Genomic DNA, 20,555 nt, shown 5'->3' with positions numbered 1-20,555 from the left:
GCCGTCACCGCGCGGAATCAGCGGTGTCCCTCGCCGATTCGGCACGTCCTTTCGGGCCGTTTTGCGGCTGCTCCCAGCCAGTGCCAAGGTTCTGTTCCTAGCGTGGGGAGGGTTCACGCAAGATCAACGAAGGGAAAACCCGCCATGGGACTCGGAGACAAGATCAGCAACAAGGCACAGGAAGTAGCCGGCGAGGCCAAGGAAAAGCTTGGCGAGGCCACGAACAATGAGCAGCTGCAGGCCCAAGGCCTCAAGGACCAGGCCGAGGCAAAGGCCAAGCAGGCCGGGGAGCACGTCAAGGACGCAGCCAAGGACATCACCGGCGGCTAGGCCCCGGCACCGACCCATGGAAGCGCCCCACCCCCGCGGGGGTGGGGCGCTTCCACATGCACCCTCCCATCGCACGATGCCAAGGCCTGGCCCCCATCATGATGGGGGGTCTTCGCGCCGGGCACGGTCCGCGCAACACGGCACGGAGACCGGTTCCCGGGAGGAACGCGTCCCGGTCAACCAGGCCGGCCGGATTGGGCCAGGTGCCGGTGCTCCCCCGCCGAACCCCGTCACGCCTGATTTCAGGCCCGCAGCAGTTCCGCGGCGTAACCGTCGAGGACAGCCAGGATCCCGTCGTGCTGACACACACGGTTTCGCTTGTATCACGAGCGCTCCACGACAACACCGGCATCCTGGAGCCGGGCCAGCGCACGTAAGGGCGCTGGTTTGCGATGTCCCCAACAGCCCGGTGAACAGCTCGGCGTCCATGACAGGATGGGAGACCAGATGCGGCGGCAGCGCCCACCCCATGGCCCGTGGACGCAGGCCGGCAAGCGCCCCCCTGGCGGCGTCCGGCTCCAGCCCCGGCTTGTCGATCAGTCCGGCATCCGGGTGCGCCGCGAATCTCGAAGCAACCGCGAACTGCTCGCAAATCGGACCCGCACCCCCTGCACGGTACGACCTCAGTGCTCCGAAATAGCGGTTCGTGTTCTTGGGCAGGCCCTCGGACAATGGGGCCGTGGTCGAACGCACCACCCCCTTGCCGCGCAGCAAGGCGTGGACCAGCGCCCGCCCGTTTCGACCATTGCCATCCACGAACGGGTGGATGGTTTCAAGCCGGGCATGGGCAATGGCGATCTGCACCAACACCGCCAAGTCGTCTCGAGCGACGGATTCCAGGCAGGTCCTCGATCAAATCCTCCACCAGCACCTACCGCGGCGCGACGAAGGTCGCTCCACGCGGACTCGTTCCGGTGGATCCAATCCACACCAACTGCTCCCTGAATCTTCCAGCGTGGCTTTCCCAGCCGCTCTGCCCCATGAGCAGCTTTTCGTGCATCGTGAGGATGGCCGCCCTATCCACGCGGTCCGCCAGCTCGAGAGCCGCTTCCATGGCGTGGACGTTCGCCGCAACGGACATGGCGTTGACCCATGTCGCCTGGTTGAGCTCGGCCAGGGCAAGCTGCCTCGCGCCCACCGTCGGGTTTCGGTCTGCGGTGACGAGGAGGACTCTGTGCGCAACAGGATCAAGGACATCGGACCCGGCATGGGAGAGGACGGTCCAAGCCGATCCGGGGCGTGGTTGTCGAAACGCACCAATGCCGAAACGGCATCCTCGACGTCTGCCGCCAGCAGCGCGGGAACTTCCGGCTGGAGGTTGGCGATCTTCGGCGGGACCGCCGATTCGTACGGTCCGGATCCACGGACAAGCTGCGCCCGCGAACTCACCCCGTCCTGCTCGGCAATCCACTGATGGGTTTCAAGTTCGAATGGCGGCACCCGCAGTGAAACCGTTGGCATGAACCGGTCATACTTGCAGTCACCGAGGAACGGTAAGTATGGAACCAGCGTACCGACGGTTCCGGGTGACCCAAGACGCAAAAAAACTCCGCGTCCTGGATTTCGTCCATGACGCGGAGCTTTGTTTTGGTGGGCCCTACCGGGATCGAACCGATGACATTCACGGTGTAAACGTGACGCTCTACCAGCTGAGCTAAAGGCCCCGAAACAACAACTTTCTTCGGAAGATTTCCGTTCCAGTGCGTTGCAACAAGTAGATAATCTAATACACACATCCCTGACTTGGCAAATCGCCGCCGAGAACGGCCGGAATCGCCGAAAGCCGCACCGGACGCGCGAAGCCGGTCCCGGGTAGTTGGCACGTCCCCAAGGACAACGTGCCATCGACCCGGGACCCGGGCCGGCTAGGCCTGGTGGTAGCGCTTGCGCACGAAATACAGGCCCACGAGGGAAATCACGGCGATTCCCATGTAGTAGAGACTCGGCGCGTTCAACGAGCCGGTGACGCTGAGCAGCCAGGTCAGCACGAGCGGGGCGATGCCACCCAGCAGCGTCACGCCGACGTTGTAGGTCACTGCCAGGCCGGTGCCGCGGATCGCCGATGGGAACAGCGAGGACAACAGCGCCGGCAGCGGGCCGAAGTAGAAGGCCATGATCACACCCAGCAGGCCAATGACCAGGATCAGCATCGGCACGGTTGGCCTGGTGACCATCAACTGGAACAACGGCCAGGCCAGCAGCAGTGCACCGATCGCGGCATAGGTCATGACCCTGGCCGGACCGATCCGGTCGGCCAGGTGCCCCACGAACGGGACGCCGACAAGCACCACCAAGCCGGCAACGACACCGCCCAGGAATGCGGCGGTGGCGGGGATGCCCAGGTTCTTCACGGCAAAGGTCGGCATGTAGAGGATCATGTAGACCGAGATGGTTGCCACGCCGATGACAGCCGAACCTGCCAGCAAGCGGCCGTAGTGGTGCACAAACAGATCCGTCAGCGGGGTCTTGGTCTTCTCGCCCTTGACGAATTCCTCGGTCTCATCGAGCCTGGCCCGGATGTACAGGCCCACGGGGCCGATGAGCAGTCCGACGAAGAACGGCACCCGCCAGCCCCAGCTGTAAAGCGCATCGTGGGACAACCACTGGGTCAACCCGTAGCCGAAGGCCGAAGCCAGCAGCATCGAGGCACCCTGCGCGGCGACCTGCCATGAGGCATAGAAGGCCTTCTTGTGCGGGGCCGTTTCGATCAGGAAGGCGGTTGCCGTGCCGAACTCGCCACCGGCGGAAAAGCCCTGGACCAGGCGGGAGATCAGGATGATGACCGCACCCCACACGCCGACCTGGGCATAGGTCGGCGCCACCGCCATGATCAGCGTGCCGACCATCATCAGCATCAGGGTCAGCGTCAGCGCATTCTTGCGACCCTTGCGGTCCGCGAAGCTGCCCAGCACCATGCCGCCCAACGGGCGGATCACGTACGAGATCGCGAAGGTGGCAAAGGTCAGGAGCAACCCGATCGTGCCGTCGGACTCCGGAAAGAAGTTCTCGGCAATCACGACGGCGAAGGTCGCGTAGACGATGATGTCGAACCATTCCAGGGCGGCACCGATGGAACTGCTGATCACCGCCTTCTTGGCGGCAGCGAGCTGCTGCGGGGTGGCGGCTAGTGTCTCAGCCATGGGTTTCTCCTTGAGGGTGGATGTGGCACCGTGATTTCGCGGGGCGAATCAGGCGCTCAGTTCGGTGATGAGGTTCTCGATGAAGGCCTCGCACGCGGCGATCTGCTCGAGTTCGATGAATTCGTCCGGGGCGTGGGCCTGGGCGATGTCGCCGGGGCCGCAGACCACGGTGGGGATGCCGGCATTGAAGAACAATCCGGCCTCGGTGCCGTAGGTGGCCTTGTCGGGGCTGGGCGTACCACCCAGTTTTGCCGACAGGGCAACGATTCCCGCATCTTCCGGGGTGTCCAGTCCCGGGGTCTGTGCCAGCACCGTGAAGTCGACGCGGGCGGCCGGGTTCTGCTGCTGCAGCTCCCCTTCGATGCGCTTGGCCTCGGCGCGGTAGCGCTCGATGAGCGCGCTTGGGTCATCGGCCCCGATCGAGCGGAACTCGAAGTGCAGCGTGCATCCGGCCGGGATGGTGTTGACCGCGATGCCACCTTCGATCTTGTTAACCGTGGTGGTGGTGTACGGGACGATGAAGGCCTCATCGAAGGGCCCGTCCTGCTTGAAGGCCCGGGCCAGGGAATCGACGAAGCCGGTGAATTCGGCCGCGGCGGAAATAGCGTTGACGCCCTGGGTGGTCAGCGAGGAGTGTGCAGCCACGCCGTGGAAGTCCACGCGGATCACGTTGACAGATTTGTGGCCGCGGACCACGCGCATGCTGGTGGGCTCCCCCACGATGCACCCGCGCGGGTTCAGGCCTGCCTCGGTGATGGCGGCGACCAGGTCGACGGCGCCGAGGCAGCCGACCTCCTCGTCGTAGGAGAAGGCCAGGTGGATCGGCTCGCTGAGCTTGGCCGCCGCGATCGAGTCAAGCTTGGCCATGATCACCGCAACGAAGGACTTCATGTCGCAGGTGCCGCGCGCGTACAGCTTGCCGTCGCGGATCTGGGGGGTGAACGGATCGCTGCTCCAGTCCTGCCCGTCGACAGGCACGACGTCGGTGTGCCCGGAGAGCACGATGCCTCCGGTGCGGGTGCCGTCGGCGGCCGGGATGGTGGCCAGCAGGTTTGCCTTGTCGCCCTCGGCGTTGTGCACCAGGTTCGAGGCGATGCCCAGGGCTTCGAGCCGTGCCACGACGTAGTCGATCAGCGGAAGATTGGTGTCGCGGCTCGTGGTGTCGAAGCCGATCAGCTTCGTGATCTCGGCCATGGTCGATGCGCCGGGTGCTTGTGGCACTGCTACTCCTCATGTTGGTGGCGGAGGCCCGGTTGCCAGGGGGAAAACTGAATTGGGCCGCAAAAAGTCTCTCATCGCCCGCGCTCGGGCCTTCGAACGATGAATGTGCGACGTAACAACCAACGCCCATTTGGAGCACCTGACCACTCTATTGTGATGAGGGTCTCCACTCTTGCCCCCTGGCTCCGTGCCGTGCACTGGCCGGCGTGGGACGACGCAGAAAGCCGTGGCCCACGGTAGTCCGTCGGCCCAGGAGGCCGCTACCCCGATCGACCGCCCTGCAGGGAGGCTGGAGTCCGCGGGCAGGGAAGGGCCCCTCCGGGTTGGCCCTTCGCACGCGGCAGGCAGTCCAACGGATCAATACCCAGGGGTTCCGGGGGCGGGTCGCTTCCATCGCGAGCAGGGAAAATTCAGCGCTGCCCCGCCGCCTGCGCGCAGCCGTCCACGCCCCGAAAATCCGCGCGACCGGCGTCAGCTCGACGCCAGGGCTCGTCCCCGACAAGGTGCTGCGGCGGCTTGGCGGCAAGCCTAGCCAGGTTCACGAGTTCATCAGCGGCTTCGTTCAAGCGGCGGCCCACACCGCCCTGAGGAATTCGAATTCCACCTCGGCTTCCCCCAAAGACCAGACCTGCAGGAAGCGGGCGCGGGCATCGTCGCTGATCCCGCGATAGCCAGGTTTCGGCACCCTGCTCGCCGCGAGCGTTCGCGCCATCTTGGGGGCGACCTTGCTGTCCCTGGGCACCATCGCATGATGGGTTGAAACACCGTACGGCATTTCCAGGGCGAGGACGACTGCCTCGAATTCCATCTGGCCGAACTTCGTGTCGCTGTGCCGGGACCGGATGCCCACGTCCCCGCGACTGCTGACTACGCCCATTCCGCCGGCCCCTTGCAGAACCAGGGACGCATCGGCAGCGAACACCATTTTGTTGGTGTGCATGCCGTTGACATCCAGATATTCCGGCCACCAGCAATGTTTCCCGGTCATCGGGCGCTGGGCGACCGGTTGGGCCTGCCGCAGTGCCGCGCGTTGATCCGGGCACAACAGGCCTGCACGGATGACGCCTTGGCCATGCCGCTGGCTGTTGCGCCCCATCTCCGGAACCAGGATGTCCACGGCACGGTTCAGAGGGTCCAAGCCGCGGGCGACGGACGTTCCGGTTTCATGCAACAGGGCAGCAACACCGCCGCGTTTGCCGGGGGCCGCTGCCCGGGCCGGTGCCCCGGCGTCCGAGACCACCCGATGGATGTCGGCCAGGATTTCTTCCATGGGCCGCGGATTCGTGGCTGCGCCCGGGGCGATCCGAGCGCCGGTGCGGATGTCGTGGACGACCTCGATCCAGCGCACCAGACCGTTCCCGTCATTGTTTTCCCAGCTGTTGGACCACGAGGAAAATGCGACATGAGCCAACGCATCCAGAAGCCTGTCGTTCGGTTCGCGCGGAACGGCGGCCCGGTTGTCTTCGCGCGTAGGGATGTTCCCACTTGCGAGGTCACGCACATTCTCCATGGGCCCAGCCTGCCCGCCGCCGCCGACTTTTGGTCGCGGTGCTCCAGGTTGCCTGGCTGCGCCCCGAAGGCACAGACACCGATGCCCGCCTCGAGCCAGGAAGATTCCTGGCTCGAGGCGGGCATCCATTGGTGGGCCCTACCGGGATCGAACCGATGACATTCACGGTGTAAACGTGACGCTCTACCAGCTGAGCTAAAGGCCCTTGGCACTACTGAATTCTTTTGGTTGACATTCCGCCGGAAGTGTTCGTGACAAGAATATGACTGTGGCAATGTACCCGCCCGAGCTGTCGAAATAGACGCAAAGATTCTTCGACAACAATTAGGTGAGTAGGTCTATCGCCTCTCGGTAGCGCGCGATGGCGCGCGCCTGATGGATGGGTGAACTAAAGGAATCCACCACGCGTCCCTCTGCAATGAGGAACGTGTGCCGCGTTGCCGCGCCGGACTCGAAGTTGAATGCGCCGTAGCTGCTTGCTACGGCACCGTGTGGCCAGAAGTCGGCCAGCAGATCAAACCCGAATCGGGATTGGTCCGCATAGGTGCGCAGTGCGTACTTGTGATCCACCGAGACACCCATGATGCGGATGTTTCGTGCGGCAAATTCTTCGCGCACTTCTTCCAGTTCTTCCAGTTCCGACCCGCAGACCGCGGAGAACGCGAACGGATAGAAAACCAGGAAGTGGGCCTGCTCCCCCAAGGACCGGGACTCGATGAGTTCACCGTGTTGGTTGGGAAGGGCGAAGCCCGGGGCCGTTTGACCGGCCCGCGGCACCGAGGAAAGACTCCCCGTCGCCGTTTGATATGGTTCCACAGCGCTAGTTCTTGCGGCGCGCAACAAGTCGAGTGGCCGACCAATCCTCGGAAACACCCTCGGTGTTGGTCACGTGGAGGCCCGCGGTGGGTGCATCGGCCTGGATCGAGGCAGGCGAAACGTATCCGTCTCGACCCGACTTCGGGGTCAAGAGCCATACGACTCCCTTTTCATCCAGGCTGACCAGCGAATCGACCAGGGCATCGATCAAGTCCCCGTCGTTCTCACGCCACCAGTAGATGATTCCGTCGACTACCTCGTGATCTTCCTCTGTCAGTAGTTCGGAACCCACTGCGTCCTCAAGGGAATCGCGCAGATCAAAGTCCACATCGTTGTCGTACCCGAGTTCCTGAATCAGGTCCCCGTCTTTGAAGCCCATTTTCTGTGCGGCTTCGTGCTTTGCCGGTGCGGCGTCGCTCACGTCACTCCTCCTGCTGCTGTAAAGCGTCTGGTAACAACCAAACACCCTTTTGGCGTTCCCATCAAGCGCAAAGCGTTCAACACGCCGAAATAGTGATGACTTCGACCCGCATTCGGCTCTCGGCACATTCGCCATGTAACTTCAAAACGTCGCATGTGTTTAGCCCGGATACGTTTTGGGTCTACATGCGCATTAGAGTGTAATCGGCGGTCCGCGACCAACCACCCTTGGGGAACGGGCCAAACCTTTGGCGCTAGCAACGCCACTGTGGGTTGGAGATGCTTACTAGCGCTCAACGCACAGTCCCCGCTGTACCCCCATAACGAGGAGAAGATGGACGTGGCTGTAGAGGAACATATTTCTCACATCCGTAGCGGCTTGACCAGCCAGTTGCCCGATCGGGATCCGGAGGAGACCGCCGAATGGATTGAGTCCTTCGATGATCTGGTCGAAACGCAGGGCACCGAGCGTGCCCAGTACATTGTTCGTTCACTGCTACAGCGCGCAGGCGCCAAGAGTGTGGGCGTCCCCATGGTTACCACCACGGACTACGTGAACACGATTCCGGTGGACCAGGAACCAGAGTTCCCGGGTGACGAGCAGATTGAACGACGCTACCGAGCTTTCATGCGCTGGAACGCCGCGGTCATGGTGCACCGCGGGCAGCGCCCGGGCGTCGGAGTGGGCGGACACATTTCCACCTACGCCGGTGCAGCAACCCTTTACGAAGTGGGATTCAACCACTTCTTCCGCGGCAAGAGCCACCCGGGCGGAGGCGACCAGGTCTTCTTCCAGGGCCACGCCTCCCCCGGAATGTACGCCCGCGCGTTCCTCGAGGGACGCCTGAGCGAAGAGGACATGGACGGCTTCCGCCAGGAGAAGTCCCGCAAGGGCCACGCCCTGCCGTCCTACCCGCACCCGCACTCCCTGCCGGACTTCTGGGAATTCCCCACTGTGTCCATGGGCATCGGCCCGATGAACGCCATCTACCAGGCGCAGTCGAACCGCTACCTGCAGAACCGCGGCATCAAGGACACCTCCGACCAGCACGTCTGGGCCTTCCTGGGCGACGGCGAGATGGACGAGCCCGAATCGCGCGGCCTGCTCCAGCTTGCAGCCAACGAGAAGCTCGACAACCTCACCTTCGTGGTCAACTGCAACCTGCAGCGCCTCGACGGCCCGGTTCGCGGCAACGGCAAGATCATGCAGGAACTTGAGGCATTCTTCCGCGGTGCGGGCTGGAACGTCATCAAGGTCGTCTGGGGCCGCGAGTGGGATGCCCTGCTCGATGCCGACACCGACAACTCGCTGGTCGACATCATGAACCAGACCCCGGACGGCGACTACCAGACCTACAAGGCAGAGAACGGCGCCTTCGTCCGCGAGCACTTCTTCGGAAAGTCCCCGCAGACCAAGGAAATGGTTTCGGACCTGACCGACGAGCAGATCTGGAACCTGAAGCGCGGCGGCCACGACTACCACAAGGTCTACGCGGCCTACAAGGCAGCCACCGAGTTCAAGGGCAAGCCGACGGTCATCCTGACCAAGACGGTCAAGGGCTACGGCCTGGGCCCGCACTTCGAGGCGCGCAACGCGACGCACCAGATGAAGAAGATGACGCTGGCGGACCTCAAAGCCTTCCGCGACCACCTGCGCATCCCGATCACCGACGAGCAGCTCGAAGCAGACCCGTACCTGCCGCCGTACTACCGTCCGGGCCAGGATTCGGCCGAGTACAAGTACATGATGGAACGCCGCAACGAGCTCGGTGGCCCCGTGCCGTCGCGTCGCACCAAGTCCAAGGAGATCCACCTCCCCGAGGACAAGGCCTACGACACCGCATCGCGCGGTTCGGGCAAGCAGCAGGCGGCCACCACCATGGCCTTCGTGCGCCTGCTCAAGGACCTGATGCGCGACAAGGAATTCGGCAAGCGCGTGGTTCCGATCGTGCCCGACGAGTCGCGCACCTTCGGCATGGATGCCTTCTTCCCGACCGCCAAGATCTACAACCCGGCCGGCCAGAACTACCTCTCGGTTGACCGCGAGCTGGTTCTTGCCTACAAGGAATCCCCTGCCGGGCAGCTGATCCACCCGGGCATCAACGAGGCCGGCGCCGTCGCGGCGTTCACCGCAGCGGGCACCGCCTACGCCACCCACGACGAGCCGTTGATCCCGATCTACGTGTTCTACTCGATGTTCGGCTTCCAGCGCACCGGCGATGCCTTCTGGGCAGCCGGCGACCAGATGGCCCGCGGGTTCATCATGGGCGCCACCGCGGGTCGCACCACGCTGACCGGCGAGGGCCTGCAGCACGCGGACGGGCACTCCCCGATCCTCGCCGCCACCAACCCGGCCGTTGTCACCTACGACCCGGCCTACGGCTACGAGATCGGCCACATCGTCAAGGCCGGCCTCGAGCGCATGTACGGCGGCAAGCACGAGGACCCGAACGTGATGTACTACATCACGATCTACAACGAGCCCTACCAGCAGCCCAAGGAACCGGAGAACCTCGACGTCGCCGGCATCCTCGGCGGCATCTACCAGGTCTCCCCGGCCACCATCGACGGACCGCGCGCCCAGCTGCTCGCCTCCGGCGTGGCTGTCCCGTGGACCATCGATGCCCAGCGCATGCTGGCCGAGGACTGGGGCGTGTCGGCCGATGTCTGGTCCGTCACCTCCTGGAACGAGTTGCGCCGCGACGGCCTGGAGTGCGAGGAGCAGTCGTTCCTTGACCCGGATGCCGAGCCGCGCGTGCCGTTCGTTGCCCAGCAGCTGGCCGGAGCCACCGGCCCGGTCGTTGCGGTCTCGGACTACATGAAGGCGGTGCCCGACCAGATCCGCCAGTTCGTGCCCAACGAATTCGCCACCCTGGGCGCCGACGGGTTCGGTTTCTCCGACACCCGCGCCGCCGCACGTCGCTTCTTCAAGATCGACGCGCATTCGGTGGTTGTTCGTACGCTGCAGATGCTGGCCAAGCGCGGAGAGGTCGACGCCTCCGTGCCGGCCGCCGCCTTTGCCAAGTACAAGCTCGACGACGTGACCGCCGGCACCAGCGGCAACGCGGGCGGCGACGCCTAGTCCTTCTGGGCAAGTGAGCACCGGCGGTGGCGCGGCTCCCCTTTGACGGGGGCCGCGCCACCGCTTTTTTGCGGGCATTCCCCGACTCCGGCACCCGCCCACGCAACCGTGCCGCATGGCGGCTCGGTTGTGCGAAGCCTACAAAATAGTTCGGCGGGCCGATGGTGCGTATGCTCGTTCTATGAGTGATGAGCAAACGTCGAATCCTGCCCAACGGATCCGGCCCTTCCGGCAAGCCAAGGCCAGCCCGGAAACCCTCAAACGGCTCAAGCAGCACCTGGGCGTGCTGTCCACCGTCGCCCTGAAGCACCTTGACCAGTCCCTTCCCTGGTACCGCGGCCTGCGCCCCGAGGAACGGGCGGCCCTGGGCCTGGTGGCCCAGAAGGGCATCGCCTCCTTCGTCTCCTGGTACGAGCGGCCCACCACCTCACCCCAGTGGGTGCTCAATGACGTCTTCGGCGCGGCCCCCACGGAACTGACCCGGTCCATCAGCCTGCAAAAGGCCCTCCAGCTGATCCGCACCATCGTGGAAGTCGTCGAGTCCCAGGTCCCGGACATCGCCCCGGAATCCGAGCACACGCAGCTGCGCGAGGCGGTCCTGCGCTACTCGCGGGAGGTCGCCTTCGCCGCGGCCGACGTGTACGCCCGGGCCGCGGAGACCCGCGGGGCCTGGGACTCGAGGCTCGAGGCCCTCGTGGTCGATGCGGTGATGCGCGGCGAGTCGCAGGATTCCCTGCGCTCGAGGATTGCCGCCGTGGGCTGGAAGTCGCACGAGAACATCCTGGTGATGATCGGTGCCACCCCGGCCTCCTCGCCGGTTGGATTCGTCAGCGAGCTCCGCCGCGCCGCAGCCCGCTACGCCCGCGACTCCCTGGTCGGGGTCCATGGTGAACGCGCCATCTTGATGCTCGGCGGGGTGGAAGCGGACCGTGCCGGAATGGACCGCCTGGCCTCGTTCTTTGGCGAGGGCCCGGTGGTGTACAGCCCGCTGGCCCCCACGCTCAAGGAGGCCTCCGCCAGCGCCAAGGCCGCATTTGCCGCCATCGCCGCGGCCAAGGCCTGGCCGCTGGCCCCGCGCCCGGTGGACGCCGATGACCTGTGGCCCGAGCGCGTCATGAACAACGACGCCGATGCCCGCGAGGCACTGGTCTCGGGGATCTACAACCCGCTGATCAAGGCCGGAAACGGACTGATCGAGACGCTTTCCAGCTACCTGTCGCTGGGCCACTCGCTGGAAGGCACGGCCCGCGAGCTGTTCGTCCACGCCAACACCGTGCGCTACCGCCTCAAGCGGGTCTGCGACGTCACCGGCTGGGATCCGCTGGTGCCCCGCGAGGCCTTCGTACTGCAAACGGCGCTGGTGGTCGGCCGGCTGGATACCGAAACTTCTGCGAACTTGCCCGAAACGCGGCAACCGGTGCCGCGCAAGGGCACCGCCACCTTGTAGGATTCATACAAAAGCATGCCGTCAAGTCGGTGTGTCAAAACAGCCGTCGTGACCGACTTCTTTGGAAAGCTGGAGTAGTGCTAGCAATCGTGTGCCCTGGACAGGGCTCCCAGACCCCCGGATTCCTTTCCCCATGGCTTGAGGTCCCGGGTGTTTCCGAACATCTCGCCGAACTCTCCGCCATCACGGAACGCGACCTGACCGCCCATGGGACCGTCTCGGACGAGGAGACCATCAAGGACACCGCAGTGGCCCAGCCGCTGATCGTGGCCGCCGGCCTGATCGCCGCGCGCGCCCTGTTCGGCGAGGCGCTGCCGGCCAACACCGTGCTGGCAGGCCACTCCGTCGGCGAGATCACCGCAACCGCACTGGCGGGTGCGCTGTCCGAGCAGGATGCCATGGTCTTCGTGCGTGAACGCGCCAACGCCATGGCCCTGGCCGCCGCCGCAACACCCACGGGCATGGCCGCCGTCCTCGGCGGGGACGCCGAGGAGGTCAACGCGTCAATCATCGCCGCCGGGCTGACCCCGGCCAATGCCAACGGCGGGGGCCAGATCGTTGCCGCCGGCACGCTGGAACAGATCGAGGGCTTCGCCGCGAATCCGCCGGCCAAGGCCCGCGTGATCCCGCTGAAGGTCGCCGGCGCGTTCCACACCCACCACATGGCCCCCGCCGTGGCGGTGCTGGAGGAACTCTCCGCGTCCCTCCAGGCCAAGGACCCGAGCACCACGCTGCTGTCCAACTACGACGGCGCCGCGGTGTCCGACGGACAGGCCAACCTTGCCTCGCTCGTCGCCCAGGTCTCCCGCCCGGTGCGCTGGGACAAGTGCATGGAAGAGCTCGCCGCCCTCGGTGTCACCGGAATCATCGAACTTCCCCCGGCAGGAACGCTGGTGGGCCTGGCCCGCCGCGGCCTGAAGGGGATCCCGACGCTCGCCCTGAAGTCCCCCGAGGACCTCGAGGCAGCCCGTGCCTTCGTACTCGAACACACCCAAGCATAGGAAGTCACCGAACCATGACTGCAGTGATGAACCAGACCACCGCGCGCGAATTCAGCCGCATCCACGGTGTGGGCTCCTTCCGCCCCGATGTCATCGTCACCAACGACGACGTCTGCCAGTGGATCGACTCCTCCGACGAGTGGATCCAGCAGCGCACCGGCATCGTGACCCGTGCGCGCGCCGGCGAGGACACCTCGCTGCTGGACATGGCCGAAGGCGCGTCGCGCGAGGCCTTGGCTTCGGCAGGCATCGAGGCCAGCCAGCTCGGTGCCGTCATCGTTTCCACCGTGACCTTCCCGTATGCCACCCCGTCTGCGGCCTCGGCCCTTGCCGATCGCATCGGTGCCACCCCGGCACCGGCATTCGACATCTCGGCCGCCTGCGCCGGCTACTGCTACGGCGTGGCCCAGGCGGACGCCCTGGTGCGTTCCGGCATGGCCGAATACGTGCTGGTCGTTGGCGCGGAAAAGCTCTCGGACGTCATCGACAACCATGAGCGCACCATCTCCTTCCTGCTCGGCGATGGCGCCGGCGCCGTCGTCATTGGCCCCTCGGACATCCCCGGGATCTCCCCGTCGGTGTGGGGCTCGGACGGCTCGAAGTGGTCCGCCATCGGCATGACCCACTCCCAGCTGGATCTGCGCGACGCGGTCCTGCAGGCAGAATCCTCCCCCGAAGGGACGGCACTGGTTGCCGGCACCGAGGCCCAGTTGTGGCCGACGCTGCGCCAGGACGGCCAGACGGTCTTCCGCTGGGCCGTATGGGAAATGGCCAAGATGGCCAAGAAGGCCCTGGCCGACGCCGGGCTCACCTCCGAGGACCTGGCGGCCTTCATCCCGCACCAGGCCAACATGCGCATCATCGACGAGATGGTCAAGCAGCTGAAGCTGCCCGATTCGGTGGTTGTCGCCCGCGACATCGCCACCTCCGGAAACACCTCCGCCGCCTCCATCCCGATGGCCATGGACCGGATGCTCAAGGAGAGCCCCGAGCTCTCCGGCGGCCTGGCCCTGCAAATTGGATTTGGCGCCGGGCTTGTCTTTGGCGCACAGGTCGTTGTCCTGCCCTAGGGTTAACCCCCAGGGACACAACCCATCATTCGGACCGCACACCTGTGGTCTGCATAGTCGTCGGGCTTGTTACCGGCAAACACAGAAAAGGAGCCATCATGGCTAGCAACGAAGAGATTCTGGCCGGCTTGGCCGAGATCGTCAACGAAGAGACCGGTCTGGAGACCGAAGCGGTCGAAATGGACAAGTCCTTCACCGAGGACCTGGACATCGACTCCATCTCGATGATGACCATCGTCGTCAACGCCGAAGAGAAGTTCGACGTGAAGATCCCGGACGAAGAGGTCAAGAACCTCAAGACCGTTGCCGATGCAGTGAACTTCATCGCCGGCGCACAGGCCTAAGCAAGGCATTGATGCCACCCCTTGAAGCGCGGCCCGTAACGGGAACGGGCTTCAAGGGGAGGCATCGCCTCGGCCCTGATGTTCACCGGTTTGCCGGCAGACGCCAGCCAATCCGCTTTACCGGTTTCGTAACCGATCCCCAGATTTTCGATTCAATCCGGATCCCGCACCCCCTTGGTGCCGCGGCCCGATGCTTGGATCGCGCGCTAGCATCGCTAGCCGTTTCGCCCCCAACCAGTAGAGAGTTTCAACATGGCTCGCAAAGTTGTTATCACCGGCCTTGGTGCCACCACGCCCATCGGCGGCGACGTCCCGACCCTGTGGGCCAACGCCCTCAAGGGTGTTTCCGGCGCCCATACGCTTACCGATGAATGGGTTGAAACCTACAACCTGCCGGTGAAATTTGCCGCCAAGGCATCCACCCCGGCCTCAGAGGTCCTCTCGCGCATCGAGATGAAGCGCATGGACCCATCCACCCAGTTCGCCGTGGTTGCAGCGCGCGAGGCCTGGAAGGATTCCGGCATCGAAACGGTCGACCACGACCGCCTGGCCGTGGCCTTTGCCACCGGCATTGGCGGCGTCTGGACGCTGCTTGACGCCTGGGACACGCTGAAGGAGAAGGGCCCGCGCCGCGTGCTGCCCATGACGGTTCCGATGCTGATGCCCAACGGTCCGGCCGCGGCCGTCTCGTTGGACCTCGGCGCACGAGCCGGCGCCCACACCCCCGTTTCGGCCTGCGCCTCGGGCACCGAGGCCATGCACATCGGCCTCGAGCTGATCCGTTCGGGCAAGGCCGACGTCGTGGTTTGCGGTGGCGCGGAAGCAGCCATCCACCCGATGCCGATGGCCTCCTTTGCAGCCATGCAGGCGCTGTCCAAGCGCAACGACGATCCGGAGCACGCATCGCGTCCGTACGACATCGACCGTGACGGCTTCGTCATGGGCGAAGGCGCAGGCGCCCTGGTCCTCGAGGCCGAGGAGCACGCCATTGCCCGCGGCGCCAGGATCTACGCCGAGTTGGCCGGCACTTCGGTCACCGCCGACGCCTACCACATCACCGCTCCGGACCCGGAGGGCCTGGGTGCCACCCGTGCACTCAAGGCCGCGATGTTTGACGGTCGCATCCAGCCCGAGGACGTGGTGCACGTCAACGCGCACGCGACCTCGACCCCGGTTGGCGACAAGCCCGAGTACACGGCCCTGCGTGCGGCACTGGGCTCGCACCTGGACAAGGTCTGCGTCTCGGCCACCAAGTCGCAGATGGGCCATCTGCTCGGTGCCTCCGGTGCCGTCGAGTCGGTGCTCGCCGTGCTGGCCGTCTACCACCGCAAGGCCCCGGTGACCATCAACCTGGAAAACCAGGATCCGGAGATCCCGTTGGATGTCGTTGTCGGCACCCCGCGTGAATTGCCCGAGGGCTCCATCGTTGCGCTGAACAACTCGTTCGGCTTCGGCGGACACAACGCCGTCGTTGCCATCCGCAGCGTCTAGCACCCTGGCGGGGCAGCACCCGTCGACCTGAAAATTCCCGGGACTCGATTCGAGTCCCGGGAATTTTCGTTGACGACGTGGATCAGGGAAGCCCGGGATCGGCAGGCACTTCCAAAGCCAAATGCTGCGTGTATTGCGGCTCCGCGCCGGGCTTCTACGGCACTCTGTGGATCAGTCCCAGGTCATTCCGGGGGCAGGATTTTCCATCTGCCAGGCGTGGTGGAACCAATCGCAAAGTCACCGGTTGCCTTATCCCCGAACGATGTTCCAGCTGGTTGCATTAGTGACCAAGCAATCCGGGCCTTTGCCGCTGTGGTGCTTTCGGCCAGGCGCGGGGGACAGCCGTGGCTGTTCGGCGCGCATTGCACCAATGGGCTGATCCGGCTAGATGACCTGGTGCAGCCAGCGGACGGGTGCGCCCTCGGCTGCGTAACGGAAGGGCTCGAGTTCCTCGTCCCAGGCCTCGCCCAGGGCGATGGAGAGCTCTTGGTACACGATGGCCGGATCCCCGGCACCCTTTTCGTAGGCCCAGCGGATGCGTTCCTCGGAAACCATGATGTTGCCTGCGGCATCGGTGGTGGCATGGAAGATGCCCAGTTCCGGGGTGTGGGACCAGCGGCTCGAGTCGACGCCGGGGCTTGCTTCCTCGGTGACCTCGTAGCGAAGGTGGGCCCAGCCGCGAAGAGCGGACGCCAGAAGAGCACCGGTCCCGGGCTTGCCGGTCCAGTTGACTTCCGCCCGGGACATGCCGGGGGCCGCGCTCTGCTCCGTCCAGTGCAGGTCGGTCCGCTGGTCGACAACGGAACCGATCGCCCATTCGATATGCGGGCACAGCGCTGAGGGGGCTGAGTGTACGAAAAGTACGCCCCGTGTCAGTGCGTCAGACATGCTTTCCTCCGATGTGCTGTTGGAACGTCTTCCCCAACGTCAACAACCCTGATTCGAAGTCCAGTAAGTCCTGTTTAGTATTGTGCATGATTATACGTCGTTCGGCCAGCGACTTTCGACCATGACTTCGGTTTATGCGCGCGGATGGGCCTTTTGGTAGCTGTCCTTGAGCCGCTCGACGGACACCTGGGTGTACAGCTGCGTGGTGGCCAGCGAGGAATGCCCCAGGATCTCCTGCACGGCACGCAAATCCGCTCCCCGATCCAGCAGGTGCGTTGCCGCGCTGTGGCGCAGGGCGTGGGGTCCGCGCGCGGCGGTGTCCCCCAGAGCCGCCAGGGCCTCGGAGACCACCTGGCGGGCCTGGCGGGCATCGAGCCGCTTTCCGCGACGGCCCAGCAGCAGCGCACGGTCGGAGCCCTCGGTACGCAAGACCGGTCGGCCACGGCGCAGCCAGTCATCCAGTGCGTTCAGCGCCGGCTGGCCGAACGGAACCGTGCGTTCCTTGTTGCCCTTGCCGATGACCCGCAGCGTCCGCCGGTCCAGGTCGAGGTCGCCGATATCCAGCGACACCAGCTCCCCCACGCGGATGGCGGAGGCATAGAGCAGTTCCAGGATCAGCTTGTTGCGGTCGGCGAGCGCGAGCTGTTCGGCGCTGGGTTCCGGGGTCTTCTCGTCCGTGGTGCGGGGTGGTTGGGGCGTGGGTTGGAAGATTCGTTCGATTTGGTTGTTTTGCAGGATGTGCGGGAGACGTTGTTCGCGTTTGGGTGACTGGAGGCGGATGGCCGGGTTGGCGGTGATGAGGTTTTCGCGTACTGCCCAGGCGAGGAAGCTGCGGATGGTGGCGGAGCGTCGGGCGAGGGTGGCTCGGGAGAGGCCGGCTTCCTGGAGCGCCATGAGCCAGCCGCGCAGCAGGGTGAGGTCGAGGCCTGCCATGTTGGTGGCGCCGCGTTTGGTGGCGTAGGCGTAGAGGTTGGTGATGTCGCCGCCGTAGGCGCGCAGGGTGTGTTCGCTGCGTTCGCGTTCCAGGGCCATGTGCCGCAGGAAGCCGTCGCGGGCTTCTTGGAGTTCGGCCGGGGTGGGCGGGGCTTCGGTTTTTTGTTCGATTGGCTCTGGCACGTCTCTACTGTCTCCCGTGCGGGGGCTTGGGGCAATGGTGCCACGCCGTTTGGCGGGTGCGTGGTGTTGTTCATGTGGGGGTGGGGGCTCCGCGTTGGGGTTCGCGTCCGTTGGGGAAGCGGCGTATCCAACCGTTGCCGGTGCGTTCGGCCAGTGAGCGGGCTGCGAGTCGGGAGAGCCCCCCGAGGATTGAGCCCATGCCCAGTCCGGCGACGATGGCGAGTTGGTCGGCGGTGCGCGGGATGCGGACGGGCAGGGCGTCGAGCAGGAGCAGGTCTTGGATGGGCAGTCCGTCGTAGTCCCTGCGGTCGGGCTGTTCAGTGGTGTCGGTGCCCCGGGTTGTGGGGGCTGCATCGGCGGGGCACGATGCTTGGGTCGGGAGGCTGAGTAGTTCCATGGCTTCTGCGGAGTCGGTGACCAGGGTTGCGGCGCCCTCGCGGATGAGGCGGTGGCAGCCTGCGGAGTTGGCGGAGTAGACGGAGCCGGGGACGGCTCCTACCTCGCGGCCCATTTCGGCTGCGTGGTGTGCGGTGCTCAGTGCCCCGGAGCGCCAGCGGGCTTCGGAGACGATGGTTGCGGCGCACAGGGCGGCGATCATCCTGTTGCGTTGCAAAAACCTCCAGCGGCTGGGGGTTGCCCCGGGTGCCACCTCGGCGATGAGCAGGCCCTGGCGGTGGACGGCTTTGAGCAGGTCTTCGTTCCCCACGGGGTAGAAGCGGTCCAGTCCCCCCGCCATGACGGCAATGGTTGGGGGCGCGGTGCCCTGGTCGGTGGGCGGGTCTTCGGCGAGCGCCGCCTGGTGGGCCTGGGCGTCTATGCCGTAGGCGCCTCCGGAGACGATGCAGATGCCGTGGGCGCGCAGCCCGTGGACGAGTTCTGCGGTGATGGTTCGTCCGTACTCGGTGGCGTCGCGTGAGCCGACGAGGGCGACCAGTCGGGAGGGGTCGCGCAGGATGCCCAGGTTCCCTTCTCCTCGGTACCACAGGGCCAGCGGGGCGGCGAGGCCGAGGGCTTCGAATCCGACTGGCCAGTTGGGGTCTTGCGGGGCGATGAGCCCTCCCCCGAGGCGGGTCATGAGCTTGAGGGCGGATTCGGGGTCGGCGAGCGCTGCGCGTGGGCGCCAACGTTCGAGTCCTGCGTCCAGGCGCAGGGCGGAGCGGGAGGCTCCGTGGGCGTCGAGGAGTTCTGCGACCTGCTGCTGTTCGCTGGCCGGGGCTTGTCCGGTGTGTTCGCGGATGAGCCGGTAGGCGTCGATGGCTCCGGCTACCTGCACGAGGGCGGCTCCGGTTTGGTCGTTGGGTTCGATGATGTGGGTGAGGCCGGCTCGCGCCAGGATCTCCGGGTTGGTGTTGTCCATGTCGGTGTTGCTTCCCGCTGGTGTGTTGGCGTCATCCCGGGCATTGCGCCTTGCCCATGCCGTTTGGGTTCGGGAAGGTCTGGTGCGAGGCCGGGAGTGTCTTGGTGTTCCCCTCATGGTGCGTTGCCCGTGTGCTCTGGGTCCGGGCGGGAAGGCGGCGTGTGGATGGGCCGCGGGAGCGGTGCCTTGCAGGCTGTGTGGGCAAGTGCGTAGCGCGGGCGGATGATCGCCCCCACCGACGCGTGGTCACTGCCGGTATGGCACAAATGTTGCTTGTGGGAGTGCAAATAGGTAACGATGGAATCTACGCCCCTACCGACGGCCATGTGCTTCCGGGGGCGATCGCCGGTCGAAACAACTGAAACGAAACTAGGCACCACACATGAGAAAACAGCAGCTTCCCCTGATCGCAGCCCTGTCCGTTGTGGCCGGTTCGCTGATCCTGTCCGGGTGCTCCAACCCCACCGCAGCACCTTCCCCCAGCGATTCGGCAAGCGGCGGCACCCTGACGGTGTCCTCGGCGAACTTCACCGAATCCGAGATCATCGGCAACCTCTATGCCGAGGCGCTGAAGGATGCGGGCTTCACCGTGGAGACGAAGTTCAACATCGGGACCCGCGAGGCCTACATCCCGGCGTTGTCCGACGGTTCGATCGATTTGATCCCGGACTACACCGGGAACCTTTTGCTCTTCCTGGACAAGAACGCCGATGTGTCTTCACCGGCCTCGATACTTTCAGCCCTTCCTGCAGCGCTGGCATCCAAGAAGCTGGCGATGCTCACCGCGGCCCCGGCCGAGGACAAGGACGCGGTCGTTGTCACCCGCGCCACGGCCGAGAAGTGGAACCTGAAGACCATCGAGGACCTGGTGCCGCACAACGACGACGTCATCATGGCCGGTCCCCCCGAGTTCAAGGAACGGGCCGTGGGACTGCCGGGCCTGGAGCAGAACTACGGGTTCGCGCCGGTGAAGTTCGAACCGATTTCCGATGGCGGCGGCCCGGCAACCGTGAAGGCGCTGCTTGACGGGAAGGTCACCGCGGCGAACATCTTCACCACGTCCACTGCGATTCCGGCCAACGACTTGGTGGTCCTCCAGGACCCGAAGAACAACTTCCCGGCCCAGCAGGTCGTCCCGGTCGCCGCGGAGGGCAAGCTCGATGACAAGGCGGTTGCGGCGATCGATGCGATCTCCGCGAAGCTGAGCACCGAGGAACTGATCAAGCTCAACGGGCAGGTCTCCGGTGATGCGAAGGTCGAGCCGAAGCAGGCGGCCATCGCTTGGCTCACCGAGCAGGGTTTGCTGGGCAAGTAACGCGGGA

Annotated in this window: 18 protein-coding genes and 2 tRNA genes; 8 read left to right on the top strand and 12 right to left on the bottom strand. The window is 65.3% G+C overall.

Annotated features, from left to right (window positions below; all coding sequences use genetic code 11):
* The first annotated feature begins 144 nt into the window (after nt 1–144).
* The gene (locus DQ353_RS07300; protein WP_113762113.1) at nt 145–330 is read left to right on the top strand and encodes a CsbD family protein; all 186 of its coding nucleotides are present in this window, start codon (nt 145–147) and stop codon (nt 328–330) included.
* A 96-nt stretch (nt 331–426) separates the two neighbouring features.
* Here the strand turns inward: DQ353_RS07300 and DQ353_RS22210 are convergent, their stop codons facing one another.
* The 9 genes from DQ353_RS22210 to DQ353_RS07260 all read right to left on the bottom strand — a co-directional run bounded on the left by DQ353_RS22210 (nt 427) and on the right by DQ353_RS07260 (nt 7,396).
* Complete coding sequence (locus DQ353_RS22210) at nt 427–1,134, bottom strand: Fic family protein (protein WP_286166668.1); 708 nt, start codon at nt 1,132–1,134, stop codon at nt 427–429.
* 67 nt (nt 1,135–1,201) lie between these two features.
* Nucleotides 1,202–1,468, bottom strand: coding sequence for a hypothetical protein (locus DQ353_RS22205; RefSeq protein ID WP_286166667.1), 267 nt, complete (start codon nt 1,466–1,468; stop codon nt 1,202–1,204).
* 450 nt (nt 1,469–1,918) lie between these two features.
* Nucleotides 1,919–1,994 (bottom strand) — tRNA-Val (locus DQ353_RS07290).
* A gap of 201 nt (nt 1,995–2,195) precedes the next feature.
* Entirely contained in the window at nt 2,196–3,470 is a 1,275-nt protein-coding gene (locus DQ353_RS07285; RefSeq protein ID WP_113762112.1) for an MFS transporter, read from the bottom strand.
* A 48-nt stretch (nt 3,471–3,518) separates the two neighbouring features.
* Nucleotides 3,519–4,691, bottom strand: a complete 1,173-nt coding sequence (gene argE / locus DQ353_RS07280) for an acetylornithine deacetylase (protein WP_286166666.1) — start codon at nt 4,689–4,691, stop codon at nt 3,519–3,521.
* 562 nt (nt 4,692–5,253) lie between these two features.
* Nucleotides 5,254–6,201: a hypothetical protein gene (locus DQ353_RS07275; RefSeq protein ID WP_113762110.1), complete on the bottom strand. Its 948-nt coding sequence runs from the start codon at nt 6,199–6,201 to the stop codon at nt 5,254–5,256.
* A 129-nt stretch (nt 6,202–6,330) separates the two neighbouring features.
* Nucleotides 6,331–6,406: transfer RNA gene (locus DQ353_RS07270), tRNA-Val, on the bottom strand.
* A 119-nt stretch (nt 6,407–6,525) separates the two neighbouring features.
* Nucleotides 6,526–6,978, bottom strand: coding sequence for a redoxin domain-containing protein (locus DQ353_RS07265; protein WP_286166678.1), 453 nt, complete (start codon nt 6,976–6,978; stop codon nt 6,526–6,528).
* 43 nt (nt 6,979–7,021) lie between these two features.
* Nucleotides 7,022–7,396 carry a DUF3052 domain-containing protein gene (locus DQ353_RS07260; RefSeq protein WP_113762178.1) on the bottom strand — a complete coding sequence of 125 codons (375 nt, stop codon included), beginning with the start codon at nt 7,394–7,396 and terminating at the stop codon, nt 7,022–7,024.
* A 375-nt stretch (nt 7,397–7,771) separates the two neighbouring features.
* On the opposite strand from DQ353_RS07260, the gene aceE reads away from it, so the two are divergent.
* The 6 genes from aceE (at nt 7,772) to fabF (ending at nt 15,872) form a co-directional block, all read left to right on the top strand.
* Entirely contained in the window at nt 7,772–10,519 is a 2,748-nt protein-coding gene (gene aceE / locus DQ353_RS07255) for a pyruvate dehydrogenase (acetyl-transferring), homodimeric type (protein WP_113762108.1), read from the top strand.
* Between the two features lie 181 nt (nt 10,520–10,700).
* Nucleotides 10,701–11,966 (top strand): PucR family transcriptional regulator, encoded by a 1,266-nt coding sequence (locus DQ353_RS07250; RefSeq protein ID WP_113762107.1) that lies wholly within the window; start codon nt 10,701–10,703, stop codon nt 11,964–11,966.
* A gap of 77 nt (nt 11,967–12,043) precedes the next feature.
* Nucleotides 12,044–12,967, top strand: coding sequence for an ACP S-malonyltransferase (locus tag DQ353_RS07245; RefSeq protein WP_113762106.1), 924 nt, complete (start codon nt 12,044–12,046; stop codon nt 12,965–12,967).
* 14 nt (nt 12,968–12,981) lie between these two features.
* Nucleotides 12,982–14,037 carry a beta-ketoacyl-ACP synthase III gene (locus DQ353_RS07240; protein WP_113762105.1) on the top strand — a complete coding sequence of 352 codons (1,056 nt, stop codon included), beginning with the start codon at nt 12,982–12,984 and terminating at the stop codon, nt 14,035–14,037.
* Between the two features lie 98 nt (nt 14,038–14,135).
* Nucleotides 14,136–14,381, top strand: a complete 246-nt coding sequence (locus tag DQ353_RS07235; protein ID WP_007271483.1) for an acyl carrier protein — start codon at nt 14,136–14,138, stop codon at nt 14,379–14,381.
* A gap of 252 nt (nt 14,382–14,633) precedes the next feature.
* A complete protein-coding gene (gene fabF, locus DQ353_RS07230) occupies nt 14,634–15,872 on the top strand; it encodes a beta-ketoacyl-ACP synthase II (protein WP_113762104.1) in 1,239 nt (412 codons plus the stop codon).
* Between the two features lie 384 nt (nt 15,873–16,256).
* Here the strand turns inward: fabF and DQ353_RS07225 are convergent, their stop codons facing one another.
* From DQ353_RS07225 to dprA, 3 genes are all read right to left on the bottom strand, one after another.
* Complete coding sequence (locus tag DQ353_RS07225; protein WP_071215384.1) at nt 16,257–16,760, bottom strand: DUF3145 domain-containing protein; 504 nt, start codon at nt 16,758–16,760, stop codon at nt 16,257–16,259.
* 132 nt (nt 16,761–16,892) lie between these two features.
* Nucleotides 16,893–17,876 (bottom strand): tyrosine recombinase XerC, encoded by a 984-nt coding sequence (locus DQ353_RS07220; RefSeq protein ID WP_113762103.1) that lies wholly within the window; start codon nt 17,874–17,876, stop codon nt 16,893–16,895.
* Between the two features lie 70 nt (nt 17,877–17,946).
* Complete coding sequence (dprA, locus tag DQ353_RS07215) at nt 17,947–19,233, bottom strand: DNA-processing protein DprA (protein WP_113762102.1); 1,287 nt, start codon at nt 19,231–19,233, stop codon at nt 17,947–17,949.
* Between the two features lie 382 nt (nt 19,234–19,615).
* On the opposite strand from dprA, the gene DQ353_RS07210 reads away from it, so the two are divergent.
* Nucleotides 19,616–20,548, top strand: a complete 933-nt coding sequence (locus DQ353_RS07210) for an ABC transporter substrate-binding protein (RefSeq protein WP_113762101.1) — start codon at nt 19,616–19,618, stop codon at nt 20,546–20,548.
* The last annotated feature ends 7 nt before the right edge of the window (nt 20,549–20,555 follow it).

Source organism: Arthrobacter sp. AQ5-05 (assembly GCF_003287975.1).
Classification (GTDB): domain Bacteria; phylum Actinomycetota; class Actinomycetes; order Actinomycetales; family Micrococcaceae; genus Paeniglutamicibacter.
Note: the sequence above shows the minus strand (reverse complement) of the source record. Positions and strands in the feature narration are given on the sequence as shown.